This window comes from Marinobacterium maritimum (assembly GCF_039523155.1).
GTDB lineage: Bacteria > Pseudomonadota > Gammaproteobacteria > Pseudomonadales > Balneatricaceae > Marinobacterium > Marinobacterium maritimum.
On the sequence record NZ_BAAAET010000002.1, the window covers coordinates 710,406 to 730,031 of the forward strand.

The window sequence follows — 19,626 nt, forward strand, 5'->3', positions numbered from 1 at the left end:
GAATAACCTGTTGAGGTATTCATTTTTTGCAAAAGGATGTTTTACGGTTAGATGTCAGCGTAGCGTGATGCTGTCTCCTTGAGCATTTTGAGAAAGTGGCTTTGGGTGGGGGTTGGCTGCCAGTCGCGGCGCAATGTGATGCCAACAGGCCGTCGTGTGTGGCTAAGCGCATAGGGGATGACGCTGAGAATGCCCTGGCGCAGTTCATGCTCGATCTGGTGGGGGGAGATCAGCGTCAGGCGATCGCTGCCACTGAGCAGTTCACGAATAAGTATTTGTGAACTGGTCTCGACCAGGCGGGTCGGCGGCGTGACGCCGCGGTCGCTGAACAGGGTGTCGAAAAATGCCCGTGTCGGCGTTCCCTTGCGGGGCACAACCCAGCTGCACCGGGCCAGGTCTTCCAGCGTCAGCGGGGGGGCGCGGCGCAACGGGTGGTCCTTGCGACCGACAATCGCCAGCGGTGGCGACAGCAGCTCCTCCTGGATGATGTCATCCGCGGGCGCCGGGAAGCGCAGGGCGCCTACCAGCATGTCCAGATCACCGCTACGCAGACGGAGTAACAGGCCGTTATAGGGGGCGTCGACCACGTTGATACCGATATCGGGATGGGCCAGGCTGAAGCGGTTGATCACCTCGGGCAGGATGGAGGTACGTGCCAGCGGCATGCTGCCGATGACGATCCGGCCGACCTCGCGAAACTGCAGCGCGCTGATCTCGTTGTAGCCCTGTTCGATCTCGGAAAAACCCAGTTTGGCTGCCCGCGTGAGTGTCTCGGCGGCTCGGGTCGGTGTGATACCAGTGCGGGCCTTTTCGAATAATGTGATACCAAGTTGATGTTCGAGTTCGCGTGCGGCCCGGTGCAGTGAAGATTGCGAAAGCTCCAGGCTGCGGCTGGCGACGCTGAAACTGTGGCTCTCGGTGACCGCAATCAGTGCGCGCAACTGAGTGGTGGTCAATAGTGGCAGCAGGCTGGACGGGCTGCCGTTCTGGCTGTGACTGCTCTTCAGGGCGGCCCTGATGCCGCGCTCCAGATGGTCCATGCAGCGGCAGACACGGTTGTACCAGGCCTCGCCGGACGGGGTCGGAAACATGCCGTTGGAGTGACGTTCGAACAGCTCTGTCTCAAGCAGTGTTTCCAGTTTTCCTATCGCCTGGGTAATGGCCGGTTGGGACAGAAATACCCGCGGGGCTGCCTTGCTGATGCTGCGGCACTTGGCGACTTCCATAAACACCCTCAGGTGTCTCAGATTGGGCATGGCAAACTGCATGACGACTCCGGGTATGGCGAGTTATGGATGGTGTATTCTCAAAAATCAATAGTATTGCGGCCAAATTGAAATAGCCAGTTCCGGGGTGCATGCGAATACTAGGCGCACTTGATTCAGCCACATAACGCTATTGAAGGTGCCTGAGATGATTATCGATTGCCATGGTCACTACACCACTACGCCGCCGCAGGTAGGTGAGTACCGCGAGAAACAGAAAGAAGCTGTTGCCAAGGACCCCAAGTTTGTCGGTGAGAAGGGTCAGATCATCATCAGTGATGACGAGATCCGTGAAACCATCGAGAAGAACCAGCTGCGCCTGCAGCAGGAGCGTGGTACCGACCTGACCATCTTCTCGCCGCGTGCCAGCTGGATGGGCCATCACATCGGTAACGAGCACACCAGTCAGTTCTGGACCGAGCACCAGAACGACCTGATCCGCCGTGTTTGCGATCTGTTCCCGAAAAACTTTGCGCCGGTGGCACAGCTGCCGCAGTCTCCGGGTGTTGATCCGGCCAAGTCTGTACCGGAAATCGTGCGTACCGTCGAAGAGATGGGTTTCATCGGCATCAACCTGAACCCTGATCCCAGCGGTGGTCACTGGAACGGCTCTTCTCTGGCGGATCGTTCCTTCTACCCGATCTACGAAAAGATGGTCGAGTACGATATCCCGGCGATGGTTCACGTCAGCGCGGCGTGCAATGACTGCTTCCACACGACAGGCTCTCACTACCTGGGCGCCGACACCACCGGCTTCCAGCAGCTGATGATGTCTGACGTGTTCAAGGACTTCCCTGAGCTGAAGATCATCATCCCGCATGGCGGCGGTGCCGTTCCCTACCACTGGGGCCGTTTCCGTGGCATGGCACTGGACCAGGGCTTCGATCTGGAAGAGCGAGTACTGAACAACATCTACTTCGATACCTGCGTGTACCACCAGCGCGGCATCGATCTGCTGCTGGATATCGTGCCGACCAAGAACATCCTGTTCGCCTCCGAGATGATCGGCGCCGTGCGCGGTATCGACCCGGAAACCGGTCACTACTTCGATGACACCAAGCGTTACATCGACGGTAACGCGGCGCTGACGGCCGAGCAGAAGCAGGAGATCTTCGAACACAACAGCCGTCGCGTGTTCAGTCGTTTGCAAATTCCGGCCTGAGACAGGAGTCGATCATGAGAGAAAATATTGTCGTTCAGAATATCGAACGTGCCGATCAGGCGGTCATCGACGGCCTGGCTGAATGTGGCGTGGCTACTATCCATGAAGCCCAGGGCCGTGTCGGTCTGCTGGCGCACTACATGCGCCCGATTCAGCAGGACGTGGCCGTGGCAGGTTCCGCAGTGACCATCTCCGGCGCCGCCGGCGACAACTGGATGATGCACGTGGCGATCGAGCAGTGTCAGAAGGGGGACATGATGGTGTTTGCACCGACTTCACCGTCGCTGCACGGCTTCTTCGGTGATCTGCTGGCAACCTCCGCCCAGGCGCGCGGCGTAGTCGGCCTGATCATCGACGGTGGCGTTCGTGACACCCGCGACCTGCGCCAGATGAACTTCCCGGTCTGGTCCAGGGCCGTCTTTGCCGAAGGCACCATCAAGGAGACGCTGGGCTCGGTCAACGTGCCGCTGGTCTGCGCCGATGAGCTGGTCAACCCGGGCGACGTGATCGTGGCCGATGATGACGGTGTTGTGGTCGTGCGTCGCGAAAAGGCGGCCGAGGTGCTGGAACTGGCGCGCAAGCGTATGGAGCTGGAAGAGTCCAAGCGCGTGCGCATGGCCAACGGCGAGCTGGGTCTGGACATCTATAACATGCGTCCGCGCCTGGCCGAGAAGGGCCTGAAGTATGTCTGATGGCGTTCGCTGCATGTGGATGCGTGGCGGTACCTCCAAAGGGGGGTACTTCCTCGCGTCCGACCTGCCTGCCGATACCGCCGAGCGCGACGCCTTGCTGCTGCGGGTCATGGGTTCGCCCGACCCGCGCCAGATCGACGGCATGGGCGGTGCCGACCCGCTGACCTCCAAGGTCGCGGTGGTCAAGCGGTCCAGTCGCGAGGATGCCGATGTGGACTACCTGTTCCTGCAGGTATTCGTCGATCAGGCGATCGTGACGGGTGCGCAGAACTGCGGCAACATCCTCGCCGGTGTTGGTCCCTTCGCCATCGAGCGCGGTCTGGTGGCGGCACAGGATGGCGAGACGGAAGTACGTATCTTCATGGAGAATACTGGCCAGATCGCCCGTGCCCGCGTGAGTACCCCTGAAGGCAAGGTCAGCTATGTGGGCGACGCCCGTATCGACGGCGTGCCCGGCAGTTCTGCGGCGCTGCCGATCACCTTCGAGGATACCGCCGGTTCCAGCTGCGGTGCGCTGCTGCCCACCGGTAACACGGTCGACAACATCGATGGTGTCGAGGTGACCCTGATCGATAACGGCATGCCGGTTGTGGTGATGCGTGCCGAAGACATGGGCATCACCGGCACCGAGTCCCGCGAGGCGCTTGAGGCCAATACCGCGCTACGTGAGAAGCTGGAATCGATCCGACTAAAAGCCGGACCGCTGATGAACCTCGGTGATGTCAGCGAAAAATCGGTGCCGAAGATGAGTATGGTCTGCCAGGCAACCAACGGCGGTGCCCTGTCGACCCGTACCTTTATCCCGCATCGTTGCCACGCCTCCATCGGCGTGCTGGGCGCGGTCAGCGTGGCCACGGCCGCGGTTCTGCCCGGTTCGCCTGCGGCGGCGGTGGCCGAGATTCCGGCCGGCGAACGCAAGACACTGTCGGTCGAGCATCCGATCGGCGAAATGAGTGTGATACTGGATATGGACGCCGAAGGTCAGGTGACCTCTGCCGCCATCCTCAGAACGGCACGCAAGCTGTTTGACGGCGAAGTGTTCAGCCATAACAACTGATTCAACAGGTGTACCGAAATGATGGATCCTGATTACCTGCCTTTCCACGCCAACCCGAGCAAGCCTGAATTCAAGGCGCCGGAAGGAGCCGTGGATGCCCATTGTCATGTATTTGGCCCGGCAGACAAGTTTCCCTACCACCCGAAGCGCAAGTACACGCCCTGTGATGCGCCCAAGGAAAAACTGTTCGAGCTGCGTGATTACCTCGGGTTCTCTCGCAACGTGATCGTACAGGCGTCCTGTCACGGCACCGACAATGCGGCGTTGATCGATGCGCTGGAAAACGCCGGTGAGCTGGCACGCGGCGTAGCCGTGGTTGATCCTGCGATCACCGAAGCGGAGCTCAAGGCGATGGATGAAGCCGGCGTGCGTGCCGTGCGCTTCAACTTCGTCAAGCGTCTGGTCGACACTACGCCAAAAGAGGTGTTCCTGTCGATCGCTGAAAAGATCAAGCCGCTGGGCTGGCATATCGTGGTGTATTTCGAAGCGCCGGATCTGGAAGAGCTGATCCCTTTCCTGAACGAGCTCGATACCACCATTGTGGTCGATCACATGGGCCGTCCTGATGTCACCAGGGGGGTTGAGCACGCTGACTTCCAGCGCTTCATCGACTTCATGGCAAGCAACGACAAGGTGTGGGTCAAGACCACCTGTCCTGAGCGCCTGACCCAGACGCCACCGGATTACAGCGACGTGGTACCGTTCATGAAGGCTCTGGTCGAGAAGTTCCCGGATCGTTGCCTGTGGGGTACCGACTGGCCGCACCCGAACATGAAGTCGCACACGCCTGATGACGGCAAGCTGGTGGATGTGATCCCGCAGATCGCAACGACCGCCGAGCTGCAGCAGAAGCTGCTGGTCGACAACCCGATGCGCCTTTACTGGTCCTGACAGGAGAACCGATGATGAGCTCAACGCACCGCGAGGTACCGGGTACCATCTTTTTTGATGGCCCCATGGCCACCAAGGGCTATGCGCTGAACAAGATGTGCTACTCCTTCAACAGTGCTGAGGGTCGCGACGCATTCAAGGCGGATGAGGCAGCCTACTGTGACAAGTTCGGTCTGACCGAGGCACAGAAGGCCGCGATCATTAATCGCGATATTCTTGCGCTGCAGCGCGAAGGCGGCAGCATTTACTATCTGGCCAAGTTCGCCGGCCTGCTCGGGTTGAACATGCAGGATATCGGCGGTCTGCAGACCGGTCGTACCACCGAAGAGTTTCAGGCATACCTGGACAGCCAGGGCAGGGGGAAAAACAATGGCTAAGGTTATCGGTGGCATCACCACCTCCCACATTCCGGCGATCGGTATCGCCATGGACAAGGGGCTGGAAGACACCCCTTACTGGAAGGATTTCTTTGCCGGCTACCCGCCGGTGCGCGAGTGGCTGAATGAACAGCAGCCCGACATCGCCATCGTGTTCTACAACGACCACGGTCTGGAGATGTTCCTCGACAAGAAGCCGACCTTTGCCCTGGGCTGTGCGCCGCAGTACGAAAACGCCGACGAAGGCTGGGGCATTGCGACCATCCCGCCGGTAACAGGTGAAACCGAGCTGTCCTGGCATATCGCCAACGAGCTGATCGAGCACGACTTCGACCCGACCATCTGCCAGGACATCAAGGTGGATCACGGCCTGACCGTGCCGCTGTCGGTGATGTACCCGGGCCATAACTACCAGCACCTGAAGGTGATTCCGGTTTGCATCAACTGCGAGCGTTATCCGATGCCCAAGCCGTCCCGCTGCTTCGCGCTTGGCCAGGCGATCGGCAAGGCGGTGGAATCCTTCGCCGGTGATCAGAAAGTCGTAGTGTTCGGTACCGGTGGTTTGTCGCACCAGCTCGATGGCGAGCGTGCCGGCATCATCAACTCCGACTTCGATCTGGAGTGCATGGATAAGCTGGTCAGCGACCCAGAAGCCCTGACCCAATACAGCAACGACGATCTGGTCGAGATCGCCGGCGCTCAGGGCGTTGAGCTGAACATGTGGCTGGCGATGCGCGGCTGCCTGCTGGGTGATGTGAAGGAAGTGCACCGCAATTACGTGGCGCCGATATCCAACACCGGCGCGGGTCTGCAGCTGCTGGTCAACGACTGAAATTCTACAGCTAACAGCTAGTAGGTCAGACCTGTTTTCTCAGTCTCCCTCTTAATTACAGGTCTTTTGCCCCGGCTTGTCCGGGGTTTTTTTCGTCGTCAGCAACGACTTCGCTGCCGATTGGGCAGGTTGTTTGCGCTCGTCTGACAGCGGCGTTTCAATCGGCCCCCTGAACCAGGTTGTCATAGATCTTCGCCAGCAGGGTGTTGGCGCGTCCTATCTGGGCTGATGTCAGCCCCTTGAAACTGCGCTTGAACAGTTGGCTCACCGAGCCACGAATCTCCTCCAGTCGATCCAGTCCCTTGTCCGTCAACGAAACCAGCGTCACTCGCCCATCCTCGGGTGATGTTTTCAGCAGTACCAGTCCTTCATCTCGCATGCGGTAGAGAATCTTGGTCGTCGTCGGCAGCTTGGCGACGGCATGATCGGCAATTTCCGAGATGCTCAGTTCGGAATGCTCTTTCAGAATCATGATGATTCGCCAGCGGGGCACATCCATGTCGACCTTCTTCAGCAGGCGCTCCATCTCCTGGGTGTAGCGTGCATTGAGCTGGGCGACCCAATAGAAGGGAAATTCGCGACGCTTGAAGTTGTCGCTTAGTGGGTCGTACATGTCGGCTTTGCGTTTATTGCTCATCGGAAAAACGGCTCTCTGGCAGCAGCGCCCTGCGAGTGTGCTGCTGAGGATAGTTGACTGGGAAAGTATATCGCTAATCCCGAGATGGTGAAATTTTTTGGTGCATATTTTTTACTTTTTGCACTGTTTTTGATCGGTTTATTGGTTGGCAAAAATGGGATGTATGAATGTCAAAAATGGGTTTCATGTTGGTTTTAGGGCATCTAAATAGTTTTTGGGTTTTGCTTCTTTGTGTTGTTTTTTGTGGTTTTTGGCTTATTTTTTCTGGTTTTTGGTTGTGTTTTTGCTTTTTGGTGCGTGCTTTGCTTGGTGGGTGTGAGTTGGGCTGAAAGTGACAGGGGTCATGGAAATGGTGTTGTTTGATTAGTTGACGAATCAAGTGATAAGTGAAATTCTTTGTTCAGCTCATGAGGCAAACAGCGCTGCACTGAACAGGCCGAGAACCGCGTGTAAACAGCCAAACGGCTACAGGCGGGGTGCCAGCGCCACAGCACAATAAAGACAACAATATGGAGCCGAGCGACATGCCTGGTTATCAGATCGACAAATCTCTTTGGGGCGGGGAGACCGTATTCGACGCCCTGCTGGACGAGGTGCGCAAGCGCCGACAGGAGTTTGAAGACCAGAAATACATCTCCCACGACATCATCGAGTCCTTCAAGGATATCGGCGTTTACAGGGCGATGGTCCCCAAGGCGCTGGGTGGCGATGAACGCAGCCCAATGGAATTTCTGCAGATGGTCGAGGCCATGGCCGCTGCTGATGGTTCAGCCGGCTGGGTCGCAAGCTTTGGTATGAACCCCGCCTATCTGGCTGCTTTGCCCCCTGCCACTATCGACAAGGTCTGGTCCGAAACCCCGAATATCGTCTTTGCAGGCGGCATCTTCCCGACGCAGCCGGCGAAAAAAGTCGATGGTGGTTTCATCGTCAGTGGTTGCTGGAAGTTCGGCAGTGGCTGTATGGGCGCTTCACTGATCGGCGTCGGCATTCAGCCGGATGGTGGAGAGCCGCTGCCGCGCATGGCGGTGATGCCGGCCGACAAGGTCAAGATCGTGCCTAATTGGGATGTGATCGGCATGGTGGGTACCGGCAGTCACGACCTGATCGTTGAAGAAGTCTTCGTGCCGGAAGAGTGGACCTTTGTCCGGGGCGGCCAGCCCAATATCGCGTCCGATTTCTTCCGCTACCCGTCCCTGGCCTTTGCTGCTCAGGTGCTGTCTGTGACCACCGCAGGCCTGGCCCGTGAAGCGCTGGATGTGGTGCAGGGCATGGCGGCTGGGCGCAAGTCCGTCACCGGTGCGCCGAATCTGGGTGAGCGTGAATATGTCCAGATCGAGATTGCCAGGGCCGAAGCCAAACTGCGTGCTTCCCGCGCCTTCTTCTATGAAGCTACCGAGGATGCCTGGAACAGTATCCAGTCAGGTGGCAAACCCAGTCGCGAGCAGATCAACCTGGTGCGTCTGGCGACCACCAACCTGACCCATGAGTGTGCCGAAGCCATCCGCATCGCCTATCAGGTGGCGGGCATGACCAGCACCTACAACGACCACCCGCTGTCACGAATTCTGCGTGACTCCATGATGGCGACCCAGCATGCCTTTATGGGCGCGGTCACGCTTAAAAATGCCGGCGCCATGTTCTTTGGCCACGACCCGCTGCCGGGTTACCTCTGAATCGACTGACAGGAGATAGACACATGACTACCAAGACCCCCCTGCGCGTCCTGTTTTGCATGGGCATCAACCAGAACTTCATGGATGCGCCGCGTGAAGAACAACTCGATGTCTGGGCCGCCTTTGGCGAGATGTGGAACGGCATCCATGACATGGATGGTGTCGAGGTGATCGGCAACATGGATGACGACCAGAGCATGGTCGGCCCCTCCAGCGGCTATCCCTGGACCACCTACCTGCTGGCCGATGTGGCCGATTACGACACAGTGGTGGCCTGTTGCAACCTGTTCCGCAGCACCGAAGTAGGCAAGGGCCCCTACAAGCTTTGGCGCTACGCCAAGGTGGAAGCGCGCATCGGTCGTGAACTGATCGTGCAGCGTGCCTGAGGGCAGTGCTTTTGAGGACAGAGTGATGAGCGAACTGGAGCAGCTGCGACAGCGAGTCAGTGCCCTGGAAGCAGCTCGGGACGTCAGTGCCTGCCTGCATGAGTACATGCAGCTGTGCGACTACCTGGACGAAGGCTTCGATTTGGCGCCGCTGATGGTGCTGTTTACCGAAGATGCCATCTGGGAAGGCAAGGGCAAGCGTTATGCCAACACCTTTGGCCGCCGGGAAGGGCGTGAAGCGGTGCGGGCGATGTTCGAGAAGTACACCCTGCCGCCGGCGCACTTCGCACTCAATGTGCACTTTCTGACCTCCGAAAAGGTGGACGTGCTGAGCGATAGCGAAGCCGAAGGTAGCTGGGTGTTGCTGCAGACCGCGACCTTTGCGGACGGGCGCTCCCAATTGAGCAGCGCACTGCTCAACGTGCGTTTCCGCAAGGAAGAAGGGCGCTGGAAAATCGCCCACTTCTGCACCACCAGCCGATTCAACCGCCCGGTGCAGACACCCTGGGATAACCCGCAGCCGCTGCCGGTTCCTGAAGAATAAGTGCCCGATGGCGACAGCCATGGGCCGAGCAAGAATAAGAGAGCAGACCATGAGTGAATTGATCGAAATGCAGAACATCAGCCTGAAAGCGGCTGAGATGGTGGAAGAGGGGCGCGTACACAAGGACCTCTACTCCAACCCGGAGATCTTCGAGGAAGAGCTGGATAAGGTGTTCAACAACACCTGGGTGTTCGTCGGTCACGAAAGCGAAGTGCCGGAAGCCGGCAGCTTCAAGACCGCTTACATCGGTCGCCAGCCGGTGATCCTCAGCCGCGACCGCAAGATGAACCTGCATGTACTGCAGAACCGCTGCCGCCACCGTGGCGCCACTGTTTGCGAGGCGCGCAAGGGCAAGACCAAGGCATTTACCTGCCCGTACCACGGCTGGGGCTACGGCCTGGATGGCAGCCTGCGTGCGCTGCCGAAGCCGGAAGAGTACGACGGCGTATTCGACAAGAAGGATATGCCGCTGGAAAGCCTGCGCGTGGAAACCTACCAGGGCATGGTCTTCGCCACCTTCAATGACGACATCGAGCCGCTGGAAGATTTCCTCGGTGCGGCGAAGAAGTGGATCGACCTGTTCATGAAGCAGGGTGGTGGCTATCCGGTGAAAGTGCTGGGCGAGCACCGTTTCAACTTCCCGGGCAACTGGAAGATCCAGCTGGAAAACACCACTGATGCTTACCACTTCCCGATCGTGCACAAGTCCTTCGTGACCTCGCTGGACGAAGCGACTGCCGACATCTTTGACTTCCTCGACGGTGAAGGCTTCGTCGAAGATCTGGGCAACGGTCACAGTGTCATGGTGATGATCCCGCAGCTGGTCGACCTGGAAGAAGATCTCGACCAGCCGATCCCGGAGCGTTTCGCGGCACTGGCACAGGCGCTGCGCGATGAAGGCAAGTCTGAAGACGAAGTGAAGAAACTGGTCCGCGCGGCGCACGGTACCGGCTTCAACCTGAACCTGTTCCCGAACGTGTCCTGCTCCATGGCGTTCTTCCGCGTCCTGCGTCCGGTCAGCGTCGGCGAAACCGAGATTCAGCACGTGGCACTGGGCGGCGAAGGTGCGCCGGATGCATTCAACCGCAAGCGCATGCGTCTGCATGAGCACTTCCAGGGCCCGATGGGCTTCGGTACGCCGGATGACGGTGAAGCCTGGGAGCGGGTACAGAAGGGCTCCATGGCCGGCACCGACGGCTGGATCCTGGTCAACCGCGGCATGAACAACCTGCATGACTCCAAAGATGGCAACCCGGCTGGTGCAGTCTGCTCCGAGACCGGCATGCGAGGTGCCTACCGCCAGTACAAGAAGATGATGGCCGCCGCCGGCGCAGCCGAAACAGCAGAGGAGAAATAAGCATGAAATCCAATACCCAACTGCTGGCTCAGGTGACTGAATTCATCGGCTACGAAGCGGACCTGCTGGACCACAAGGGCTACCAGGAATGGCTTTCCCTGTGGACCGATTCCGGCCTCTACATCGTGCCGGCGGACCTGAATGAAACCGACTACCTGAATACCCTGAACCTGGCGCTGGATGACGCCGACATGCGCCGCATGCGCGTCGCCCGTCTGGAAAACGGCGAGTCCGTCTCGGCGCTGTCCGTGGGCAACACCGTGCGCATGATGTCCCGTGTCCGTGTGCTCGAAGCCGGTGAAGATGTTGTCATCGCTCGCTGCGCCATGACCCTGAACGAGCTGCGCCACGGCAAGCTGGTGACCTATCCGGCCAACGTGGAATACACCCTGAAGCCGACCGCTGACGGCTTCAAGCTGGAACAGAAAGTGGTGAAGCTGCTGCACGCCGACGGCTTCCTGCGCACTGTCAGCTTCATCTTCTAAGGAGACCGACCATGTCGACACCCGCACAGTCTCAGGTGGCTCTGGTCACCGGTGCCGCCCAGGGGTTGGGCAATCACATCGCCCGGCGTCTGCATGATGCCGGTTACCGAGTGGTGCTCAGCGACATTAATGCCGAAGCTGCGCAACAGGCGGCTGCTGCCCTGGATGCCAGTGGTGAAACCGCCATGGCGGTGGCACTCAACGTCGCACTGAAAAGTGACTTCGAAACAGCCCTGACTCAGGTGCTGGAGCGCTGGGGTGCCTTGCATGTGCTGGTGAACAATGCGGCCGTGACCCGAGCCACCCCGGTGATGGAGATCTCGGCCGAGGAGTTCAACGACATTGTCAATATCAACCTGGGTGGCACCTTCGTGGGGTGTCAGGTGATAGGACGCTATATGGCTGACCAGGGTTACGGACGGATTATCAATATGTCCTCTCTGGCTGGCCAGAACGGGGGAACCTCGACCGGCGCCCATTACGCCGCCTCCAAGGGCGGCATCCTGACCCTGACCAAGGTGTTCGCCAAAGAACTGGCCGGACAGGGGGTGACGGTGAATGCCATCGCCCCGGGTCCGATCGACTCGCCGATGGTGAAGGCGCTGGTGCCGGAAGAACGTCTGCCGACACTGCTGAGCGCCATCCCGGTGGGGCAGCTGGGCGATGCCGATTTCATCGGCGACATGGTGGTGCAGCTGGCACGGCCGGAAGCGGCCTTCGCCACCGGCACTACCTGGGACATCAACGGCGGCCTGTTCATGCGCTGAGGCAAGACCTATGACTAGTAGTATCGACAACACTCTCATCAACGCGACCATTACCCGTCGCGACGACCAGACCGACGAGATCGCGGTGTTTGAACTGGCGGCGGCTGACGGCAGCGCACTGCCGCTGTTCGAGGCCGGGGCTCACATCGACGTGGTGGTGGCGCCTGAGCTGATTCGCCAGTACTCGCTGAGCAATGCGCCAGGTGAAACAACTTATCGTCTCGGTATTCTCAATGATCCAAACTCCCGCGGCGGCTCCCGGCAGATCCATGCCGAGCTCAAGGCCGGTGCCGCGGTGCAGATCAGCGTGCCGCGCAACCACTTCCCGCTGGATCTGGATGCCGAGCACAGCCTGCTGATCGGCGGCGGTATCGGTATCACGCCGATGATCGCCATGGCCTACGCGCTGAAAGCAGCCGGCAAATCGTTCGAGCTGCACTACTGCAGTCGCAGCGAAAGCAAGGCCGCTTTCCTCGCCGAACTCAAGCGCGAGTTCGGTGATCGTCTGGTGCTGCATTTCGATGATGCCGGAGAAGACCAGCGCATCGATCCCAAGGCGTTGGCCGCCGCGCGCCCGGGCACCCATCTCTATGTCTGTGGCCCCAGTGGCTTCATGGATTGGGTGATCGAGCAGGGCAAGGCTGCCGGACTGCCGGACCACCAGGTTCACTTCGAGTACTTCAATGCCGATGTCGACATCAGTGGCGAGGCGTTCGAAGTCTATGCCGAAGCCAGTGATGTGACCGTTCAGGTCGGCCCGAATGAAAGCATCGCCACGGCCCTGAAAGCGGCTGGCGTGAAGGTGCAGATGTCCTGCGAAGAAGGGGTTTGCGGCACCTGCATCTGTGACGTGGTCGAGGGTACGCCTGATCACCGTGACCATTTCCTGACCGATGAGGAGAAAGAGGATAACGACCAGATTGCGCTCTGTTGCTCACGCGCCAAGAGCAGCCGCCTGGTTGTGGATATCTGACAGTTTGCTGTAAAGCTGCCGCAGCCAGGCTGTGGCAGAACACCGATTCCAATGGGAATCAAAAAATCCAAACGGGAGACTATAAAAATGAAAACGATTCTCCGTGTTGCAGCTTCTGCAACCCTTGCACTTCTGGCCACTACTGCCAGCGCAGAAACGCGTCTGACCATGTCCTCCTGGCTGCCCTCTGGCCATCCGCTGGTCAAGGACGTGATGAAGCCCTGGATCAAGAATGTCGAAGAGGCGACAGACGGTCGGGTGAAGATCATCATGCTGCCGTCGGCTCTGGGTCACCCCAAGGTTCATTACGATATTGCGCGTGAAGGTCAGGCGGATATCACCTACAGCGCGCATGGCTACACGCCGGGCCGCTTCAAACTGTACAAAATGGTCGAGTTCCCGTTTGGCGGTGACAGTGCGGTTGGCACGTCCGTGGCCTACTGGAACGTCTACAACGACTACCTGAAACAGGCTGGCGAACACAAGGACGTCAAACTGCTGGGTCTGTTTACCCATGGTCCGGGCCATATTCACAACAGCAAGCGCACCGTTAATGCAGCCAGCGACCTGGAAGGTCTGAAGCTGCGCGTGGGCGGCGGCATCATGAACGATATCGCCACTGAGCTGGGTGCCGTGACCCTGCAGAAGCCTTCTTCCAGCACCTATGAACTGGTATCCAGCGGCGTGGCCGATGGCACTCTGTTCCCGCTGGAATCTGTGCCGGCGTTCAAGATTCAGGACAAGACTACTCACACCACGCTGGTGCCGGGCGGTCTGTACAACTTCAGCTTCTTCCTGGTGATGAATCGTGATCGTTTTGCCGACCTGTCTGAAGAAGACCAGAAGGCGATTGAATCGGTTTCCGGTGAAGCCTTCGCCCGCCTGGCCGGTGAGATGTGGGATACCCAGGACGCCAAGGGGCTGGCTGCGATTCAGGCCAATGGCAACGAAGTGGTTACCGCCAATGAGGCCTTCCTGACTGAAATCAGCAATGCCAGTGCACCGATGGAAGCCGAATGGCTGAAAACCGCAGCAGAGCTTGGAGTTGACGGCAAGGCGGCGCTGGAAGCTTTCCGCAAACTGAGCCATCAGCAGAATGTGGCGCAGACTCGCTGAGGGTAAACGATGAACTCAACTCGCACACAGAGCAGTGGTTGGCTGGTACGTGGAGAAGGTCTCCTTAACAAGCTGCTAAGCGGTACGGCAGCCCTCGTCATGTTCATGATGATGGCGCTGACCCTGGTGGATGTTTTGGGGCGCTACCTGTTCTCGGCTCCGGTGACCGGTGCCTTTGAAGTGACGGAGTTGATGCTGGCAGCGGTGATCTTTCTGGGATTGCCGCTGATTACCGCCGAGGGTGGCCACATCGCTGTGGACATCCTTGACTCGGCGCTGAGCGACCGGGTCCTGGCGGTGCAGTACTGGCTGGTCGGCCTGATCAACGTACTGGCTTTCAGCGTCTTCGCCTGGGTGCTCTGGGAGCATGCCTTCAAGGTTCTGCGATACGAAGATACAACGGCGGTGCTGCAGATTCCCTATGCCTGGCTCGCCTTTTTGATGGCGGTCACTGTGTCAGTGTCCGCATTGATCCTGTTTATCAAGCTGCTGTTTGACCGAAACGGCAAGTCCTCGAGAGGAGTGCAGTAATGGAGGCAAGTCTGATCGGCTTCGCAGCACTGATGGTGCTGATCCTGGCCCGGGTGCCGCTGGGGGTTGCCATGGGAATCGTGGGTGTGGTCGGCTTCGCGCTGGTGCAGCAGCTCACCTATGGCAATCCGCGCGGCTGGGATACCGCGCTGAACATGATCGCGTCCACCGCGTTTGATACCGGCCTGGCCTACGGCCTGTCGGTGGTGCCCCTGTTCCTGCTGATGGGCAATCTGATTACTGAGTCGGGCATGTCCAAGGAGCTTTATCGCGCCGCCAACGCCTTCCTGGGTCATTTCAAGGGTGGCCTGGCACTGGCGACTGTGGTGTCCTGCGGTGCCTTTTCCGCCGTGTGCGGCAGCTCCATGGCCACGGCTGCGACCATGTCCAAGGTGGCGATGCCCTCCATGCGTGAATACAAGTACGCCGACAGCCTGGCCACCGGTGCCATTGCCGCTGGCGGCACCCTGGGCATTCTGATTCCCCCCAGTGTGATCCTGGTGATCTATGGCCTGATGACCGAAAGCGATATCGGCAAGCTGTTTATTGCCGGTCTGTTGCCCGGTCTGATCGGTGTGATTCTGTACATGCTGGCGGTGGTTTTTGCCGTGCGCCTGAAGCCGGAAATCGGCCCGGCGGGTAAGCGCTCTTCCTGGAAGGAACGCCTGATTTCGATGAAAGGTGTCTGGGGTATCAACCTGATCTTCATCATCGTCATGGGCGGTATCTATGCCGGTATCTTTACCCCGACCGAAGCGGCCGGTATCGGCGCCTCGGGGGCTTTCCTGATCGCCTTGTTCAGCGGCAAGCTGAGCTTCAAGATGTTTCAGCGCTCGCTGACCGGTGCCGCTCGCACCACGGCGATGCTGTTCTTCCTGGTGATCGGTGCGGTGATCTTCTCCAACTTCATCAACCTCACCGGCATGCCGATGATCCTCAAGGATTGGGTGCTGGAGTCCGGTTTCAGTCCCTTCATGGTGATCCTGATCCTGGTGGCGGTTTACCTGCTGCTCGGCTGCGTGCTGGAGAGCATGTCGATGATCCTGCTGACGGTGCCGGTGTTCTACCCGATGGTGGAAGCGATGGGCTTCGACCTGATCTGGTTCGGCATTCTGGTGGTCGTGGTCACCGAGATCAGCCTGATTACACCGCCGGTGGGCATGAACGTATTCGTCCTGCGCGGTGTGGTGCCCGACGTGAAGCTATCCACCATCTTCCGTGGCGTGACGCCGTTCTGGATGGCCGACATCGTGCGCCTGGTGCTGATCATCACCATTCCGTCCCTGTCACTGATGCTGCCTAACGCTGTGGGCTAGGGCAATTATTTACACAGTTACATACAAAAGCAGCGTGCAAGCAACCTATAAGAATAACGATGAGGTAACCCAATGAAAAAAGGTGTAATGCGTCCCGGACATGTACAGATCCGCGTGCTGGATCTGGATGAAGCGCTCCAGCACTACGTGGACCTGCTGGGCCTGATCGAGATGGACCGTGACGACCAGGGCCGTGTCTACCTCAAGGGCTGGACCGAAGTGGACAAATTCTCGGTGGTTCTGCGTGAAGCGGACCAGCCGGGCATGGATTTCATGGGCTTCAAGTGCCTGGACGAAGAGACCCTCGATCGGCTGCAGCAGGCGCTGACCGCATACGGTATCGAGGTGGACGAAATTCCGGCCGGCGAGCTGAAGAACTGCGGCCGTCGCATCCGCTTCCAGGCACCGACCGGGCATAACTTCGAGCTGTTTGCCACCAAGGAGCAGACCGGCCGCTACGGCGTCGGTAACCACAACCCGGAAGCCTGGCCGCGTGACCTCAAGGGCATGAAGGCCCAGCGTTTTGACCACTGCCTGCTCTATGGGCCGAACCTGGACCAGACCTATGACCTCTTCCGCGAGGTGCTCGGCTTTGATTTGTGTGAGCAGGTGATGACGCCGGACGGCAAGCGGGTGGCGCAATTCCTGACCACCAGCATGAAAGCTCACGATATCGCCTTTATCGATCATCCCGAGCCGGGCAAATTCCACCATGCCTCCTTCTTCCTGGAAACCTGGGAAGACGTGCTGCGCGCTGGTGACCTGATCTCGATGACCGATACCTCCATCGATATCGGTCCGACGCGACACGGCATCACCCATGGCCAGACGATCTACTTCTTCGACCCGTCCGGCAACCGCAACGAGGTGTTCTGTGGCGGTGACTACTTCTACCCGGACCACGAACCGATTACCTGGGATGCAGACAAGCTGGGCAAGGCGATCTTCTATCACGACCGTCAGCTCAACGAGCGCTTCCTGACTGCCCTGACCTGATGCCGGAGGTACTTATGTCATTTGATCCGAAAGATTTCCGCCGCGCACTGGGCAAGTTTCCCACCGGCGTGACCGTGATCACCACCCGTGACGCCGAGGGCAACCCGATCGGCATGACGGCGAGCAGCTTCAACACCCTGTCGATCGAGCCGGCGCTGGTGCTCTGGAGCATCGACAAGGGCGCCTGGAGCCTGGATGCCTTCACCAAGGGCAGCGGTTTTGCCATCAACGTGTTGCGCAACGACCAAGTGGAGATGTCCAACGGCTTTGCTCGTCGTGGCGAGGACAAGTTCTCGGGTGTGGATACCCGCGACTGTGCCAACGGTGCGCCGCTGCTGCCCGATACCGCGGCCTGGTTCGCCTGCAACACCTGGGAGGTGTACGAAGGCGGTGATCATTTCATCATCGTCGGTGAGGTGACCGAATACCACTACGAGGACAACGTCAGCTCACTGGTATTCCACAATGGCCGTTACGCCGTGCCGGAAACTCATCCCGCGGTGCAGGCGCCGACCGAGTCGCTGGAAGCGCGCGGCTTCCTCGGTGATTACCTGCTCTATCAGTTGCGCCAGACGCTGAACGCCTATGCGGCTGACTTTTATCCACAGCTGAGTCATTTCGGCGTTACCGCCGAGGAGTGGCGTGTGCTGACCCTGCTGGCGGATGGCGAGCCGATGGCGCCGGAGCAGATCAGTCGCTTCGTGTCCCAACCGCTGAAGGAGTTGGCTGATACTGGTGAGTGGCTGCAGGACAAGGGATTGCTGCAGGTTGCCGATGAAGGCTTCCGCCTGACCGAAAAGGGTCAGCAACTGGCGGCACAGCTGCTGGACAAGGCGATCGAGCATGAGCAGCAGGTGATGTCCTGCCTCAGCAGCGATCAGCAGCAGGCACTCAAGGAGAGCCTGAGACTGCTGCAGCAGGGCTTTGCCGGTTAAACAAGGGCTTCGAACAGGGAGAGAGATCATGAAGATGCGAGTGCTGAGCGTAGCGGTTGCGGCGGCTCTCTGGGCGGGTGGCGCCCAGGCTGCCCGCGTATCCATCGATGTACAGAGTGCCTGGCCGCTGACGTTGCCGGCCAGTGGCCAGAATGCGGCTCACTTTGCCGAACGGATCAATGCCAAGGGGACGGGAAGCCTCAAGGTGAAGCTCTACTCGGCGGGCAAGCTGGTGCCGCCGTTGCAGATCTTCGATGCCGTGCAGCAGGGCAGCCTGGATGCCGGTTACACCTCGCCGCTGTACGTGGCGGGGCGTTTCCCGGCCGTGCAGCTGTTCGGTGGCGTACCTTTCGGACCGGATGCGATGGACTATCTGGGCTGGCTCTATAACGGAGGAGGCCTGGAGATCTGGCGTGAGATCTACGCCAAACAGGGCGTGGTACCCGTGCCCTGTGGCCTGATGGATTCAGAAGCGGGGGGCTGGTACACCTTCGAGATTAACAGCCCCGAAGACCTCAAGGGCAAGAAGATCCGCTTTGCCGGCCTGGCCGGTGAGGTGATGAAGAAAGCGGGGGCCTCGGTTGTGCTGCTCAGCGGTGGTGATATCTACCCCAACCTGGAGCGGGGCGTGATCGATGGCACCGAGTTCTCCATGCCGGCGATTGATGCGGCCATGGGTTTTGAAAAGGCAGCCAAGTACTACTACCTGCCGGGCTGGCACCAGCCGGCGGCGATAAACGAGCTGATCATAAACAAGCGCAAATGGGATGCCATGGATGATGCCCAGCGCGGTTTGATCGAGGATACCTGTCGAGAAACCCACATCTGGTCGATCACCTCAACTACGGTGCCCAACGCCGAGGCGATTGCCAAATTCAAGGCCGCCGGTACCGAGATCCGCGCCTTCCCTGATGAGGTGATGACGGCCTTCCGTCAGGCCACTGGCGAGGTGATGGCGGAGCAGGCGGCAGCGGATGCCGACTTCAAGCGGGTTTGGGACTCGTTACAGGCCTACCGTGAAAAAGCTTCTCTCTGGAGCCGTCACAAATCCGACTGAGTCGTGAGCGGGGCGGGTAATGCCTGCCCCGTTGTTGTCCGGGTGTGTCTGGGAGGTTGATCATGGCTGTCCGAGCCTTGGCAGGACGTATCGAGCGCCTGTCCGTTCTGATCGGCAAGAGTGGGGCGCTGATCCTGCCGTTGCTGGTCCTGACCATTCTGGTCAATGTCATTCTGAGATACGTCTTCAATATAGGCCTGATAGAGCTGGAAGAGCTGCAGTGGCACCTCAATGCCACTGTGGTGATGTGCTGTCTTGCCTTTGCGTTGCAGGCTGATGAGCATGTCCGCGTGGACCTGCTCTACAACCGTCTACGGCCCCGAGGCAAGGACTGGGTCAACCTGCTGGGGCTTGTTCTGCTGTTCCTGCCGTTCACAGGCCTGGTGAGCTGGCATGCCTGGAAGCTGGCGGCTTACTCCTGGGAATTGAAGGAGGGGTCGCCGATGCCGTCCGGCTTGCCGGCCCGTTACATCATCAAGGGCATCATGGCGGCCGGTATGACCCTGCTGACGCTGCAGGGCTTTGCGTTGCTGCTTAATTGCCTGTGCCGCCTCGGCAATCGCCGCGCCCACTAGGA

General features: G+C 59.2%; 22 protein-coding genes. 20 read left to right on the forward strand and 2 right to left on the reverse strand.

From position 1 onward, the window contains the following. Positions 1-47 precede the first annotated feature (47 nt). Positions 48-1,268: a LysR family transcriptional regulator gene (locus ABD013_RS09640; protein ID WP_343805263.1), complete on the reverse strand. Its 1,221-nt coding sequence runs from the start codon at positions 1,266-1,268 to the stop codon at positions 48-50. 145 nt (positions 1,269-1,413) lie between these two features. Between ABD013_RS09640 and ABD013_RS09645 the strand changes: the two genes are divergently transcribed. Genes ABD013_RS09645 through ABD013_RS09670 form a run of 6 tightly spaced genes read left to right on the forward strand, consistent with a single transcriptional unit; the run spans position 1,414 to position 6,276 of the window. Then, positions 1,414-2,427: an amidohydrolase family protein gene (locus ABD013_RS09645; protein ID WP_343805265.1), complete on the forward strand. Its 1,014-nt coding sequence runs from the start codon at positions 1,414-1,416 to the stop codon at positions 2,425-2,427. A 14-nt stretch (positions 2,428-2,441) separates the two neighbouring features. Next, positions 2,442-3,119, forward strand: coding sequence for a 4-carboxy-4-hydroxy-2-oxoadipate aldolase/oxaloacetate decarboxylase (locus ABD013_RS09650; protein ID WP_343805267.1), 678 nt, complete (start codon positions 2,442-2,444; stop codon positions 3,117-3,119). After that, the gene (locus tag ABD013_RS09655; RefSeq protein ID WP_343805269.1) at positions 3,112-4,176 is read left to right on the forward strand and encodes a 4-oxalomesaconate tautomerase; all 1,065 of its coding nucleotides are present in this window, start codon (positions 3,112-3,114) and stop codon (positions 4,174-4,176) included. Before ABD013_RS09650 ends, ABD013_RS09655 begins: the two co-directional genes overlap by 8 nt. Before the next feature lie 18 nt (positions 4,177-4,194). Then, positions 4,195-5,067 carry an amidohydrolase family protein gene (locus tag ABD013_RS09660; RefSeq protein ID WP_343805271.1) on the forward strand — a complete coding sequence of 291 codons (873 nt, stop codon included), beginning with the start codon at positions 4,195-4,197 and terminating at the stop codon, positions 5,065-5,067. Between the two features lie 11 nt (positions 5,068-5,078). Continuing rightward, positions 5,079-5,444, forward strand: coding sequence for a protocatechuate 4,5-dioxygenase subunit alpha (locus ABD013_RS09665; protein ID WP_343805273.1), 366 nt, complete (start codon positions 5,079-5,081; stop codon positions 5,442-5,444). Next, positions 5,437-6,276, forward strand: a complete 840-nt coding sequence (locus ABD013_RS09670; protein ID WP_343805275.1) for a class III extradiol dioxygenase family protein — start codon at positions 5,437-5,439, stop codon at positions 6,274-6,276. The genes ABD013_RS09665 and ABD013_RS09670 overlap by 8 nt, the downstream gene beginning before the upstream one ends. A gap of 157 nt (positions 6,277-6,433) precedes the next feature. Here ABD013_RS09670 and ABD013_RS09675 read toward each other — a convergent pair whose 3' ends face one another. Continuing rightward, positions 6,434-6,913 carry a MarR family winged helix-turn-helix transcriptional regulator gene (locus ABD013_RS09675; RefSeq protein ID WP_343805277.1) on the reverse strand — a complete coding sequence of 160 codons (480 nt, stop codon included), beginning with the start codon at positions 6,911-6,913 and terminating at the stop codon, positions 6,434-6,436. A 524-nt stretch (positions 6,914-7,437) separates the two neighbouring features. Between ABD013_RS09675 and ABD013_RS09680 the strand changes: the two genes are divergently transcribed. The 14 genes from ABD013_RS09680 (at position 7,438) to ABD013_RS09745 (ending at position 19,624) form a co-directional block, all read left to right on the forward strand. After that, the gene (locus ABD013_RS09680) at positions 7,438-8,586 is read left to right on the forward strand and encodes an acyl-CoA dehydrogenase family protein (RefSeq protein ID WP_343805279.1); all 1,149 of its coding nucleotides are present in this window, start codon (positions 7,438-7,440) and stop codon (positions 8,584-8,586) included. A gap of 23 nt (positions 8,587-8,609) precedes the next feature. Next, positions 8,610-8,972: an IacB protein gene (locus ABD013_RS09685; RefSeq protein ID WP_343805281.1), complete on the forward strand. Its 363-nt coding sequence runs from the start codon at positions 8,610-8,612 to the stop codon at positions 8,970-8,972. Between the two features lie 25 nt (positions 8,973-8,997). Continuing rightward, a complete protein-coding gene (locus ABD013_RS09690; RefSeq protein ID WP_343805283.1) occupies positions 8,998-9,516 on the forward strand; it encodes a nuclear transport factor 2 family protein in 519 nt (172 codons plus the stop codon). Between the two features lie 49 nt (positions 9,517-9,565). Then, positions 9,566-10,873 carry an aromatic ring-hydroxylating oxygenase subunit alpha gene (locus ABD013_RS09695; RefSeq protein ID WP_343805285.1) on the forward strand — a complete coding sequence of 436 codons (1,308 nt, stop codon included), beginning with the start codon at positions 9,566-9,568 and terminating at the stop codon, positions 10,871-10,873. Positions 10,874-10,875: 2 nt separating this feature from the next. Continuing rightward, the gene (locus ABD013_RS09700) at positions 10,876-11,358 is read left to right on the forward strand and encodes an aromatic-ring-hydroxylating dioxygenase subunit beta (protein WP_343805287.1); all 483 of its coding nucleotides are present in this window, start codon (positions 10,876-10,878) and stop codon (positions 11,356-11,358) included. Positions 11,359-11,369: 11 nt separating this feature from the next. Beyond that, a complete protein-coding gene (locus tag ABD013_RS09705; protein WP_343805289.1) occupies positions 11,370-12,125 on the forward strand; it encodes an SDR family NAD(P)-dependent oxidoreductase in 756 nt (251 codons plus the stop codon). A 10-nt stretch (positions 12,126-12,135) separates the two neighbouring features. Further along, complete coding sequence (locus tag ABD013_RS09710) at positions 12,136-13,098, forward strand: PDR/VanB family oxidoreductase (protein WP_343805291.1); 963 nt, start codon at positions 12,136-12,138, stop codon at positions 13,096-13,098. Between the two features lie 87 nt (positions 13,099-13,185). Next, positions 13,186-14,214: a TRAP transporter substrate-binding protein gene (locus tag ABD013_RS09715; RefSeq protein ID WP_343805293.1), complete on the forward strand. Its 1,029-nt coding sequence runs from the start codon at positions 13,186-13,188 to the stop codon at positions 14,212-14,214. Between the two features lie 9 nt (positions 14,215-14,223). Continuing rightward, positions 14,224-14,745, forward strand: coding sequence for a TRAP transporter small permease (locus ABD013_RS09720; protein ID WP_343805295.1), 522 nt, complete (start codon positions 14,224-14,226; stop codon positions 14,743-14,745). After that, entirely contained in the window at positions 14,745-16,061 is a 1,317-nt protein-coding gene (locus ABD013_RS09725; protein WP_343805297.1) for a TRAP transporter large permease, read from the forward strand. The genes ABD013_RS09720 and ABD013_RS09725 overlap by 1 nt, the downstream gene beginning before the upstream one ends. 72 nt (positions 16,062-16,133) lie before the next feature. Continuing rightward, a complete protein-coding gene (locus tag ABD013_RS09730) occupies positions 16,134-17,057 on the forward strand; it encodes a catechol 2,3-dioxygenase (RefSeq protein ID WP_343805300.1) in 924 nt (307 codons plus the stop codon). A gap of 14 nt (positions 17,058-17,071) precedes the next feature. After that, positions 17,072-17,992 carry a flavin reductase gene (locus ABD013_RS09735; RefSeq protein ID WP_343805302.1) on the forward strand — a complete coding sequence of 307 codons (921 nt, stop codon included), beginning with the start codon at positions 17,072-17,074 and terminating at the stop codon, positions 17,990-17,992. A gap of 28 nt (positions 17,993-18,020) precedes the next feature. Beyond that, positions 18,021-19,049 (forward strand): TRAP transporter substrate-binding protein, encoded by a 1,029-nt coding sequence (locus ABD013_RS09740; protein ID WP_343805304.1) that lies wholly within the window; start codon positions 18,021-18,023, stop codon positions 19,047-19,049. Positions 19,050-19,111: 62 nt separating this feature from the next. Then, on the forward strand, positions 19,112-19,624 hold the full coding sequence (locus tag ABD013_RS09745) for a TRAP transporter small permease subunit (RefSeq protein ID WP_343805306.1): 513 nt from the start codon (positions 19,112-19,114) through the stop codon (positions 19,622-19,624). The last annotated feature ends 2 nt before the right edge of the window (positions 19,625-19,626 follow it).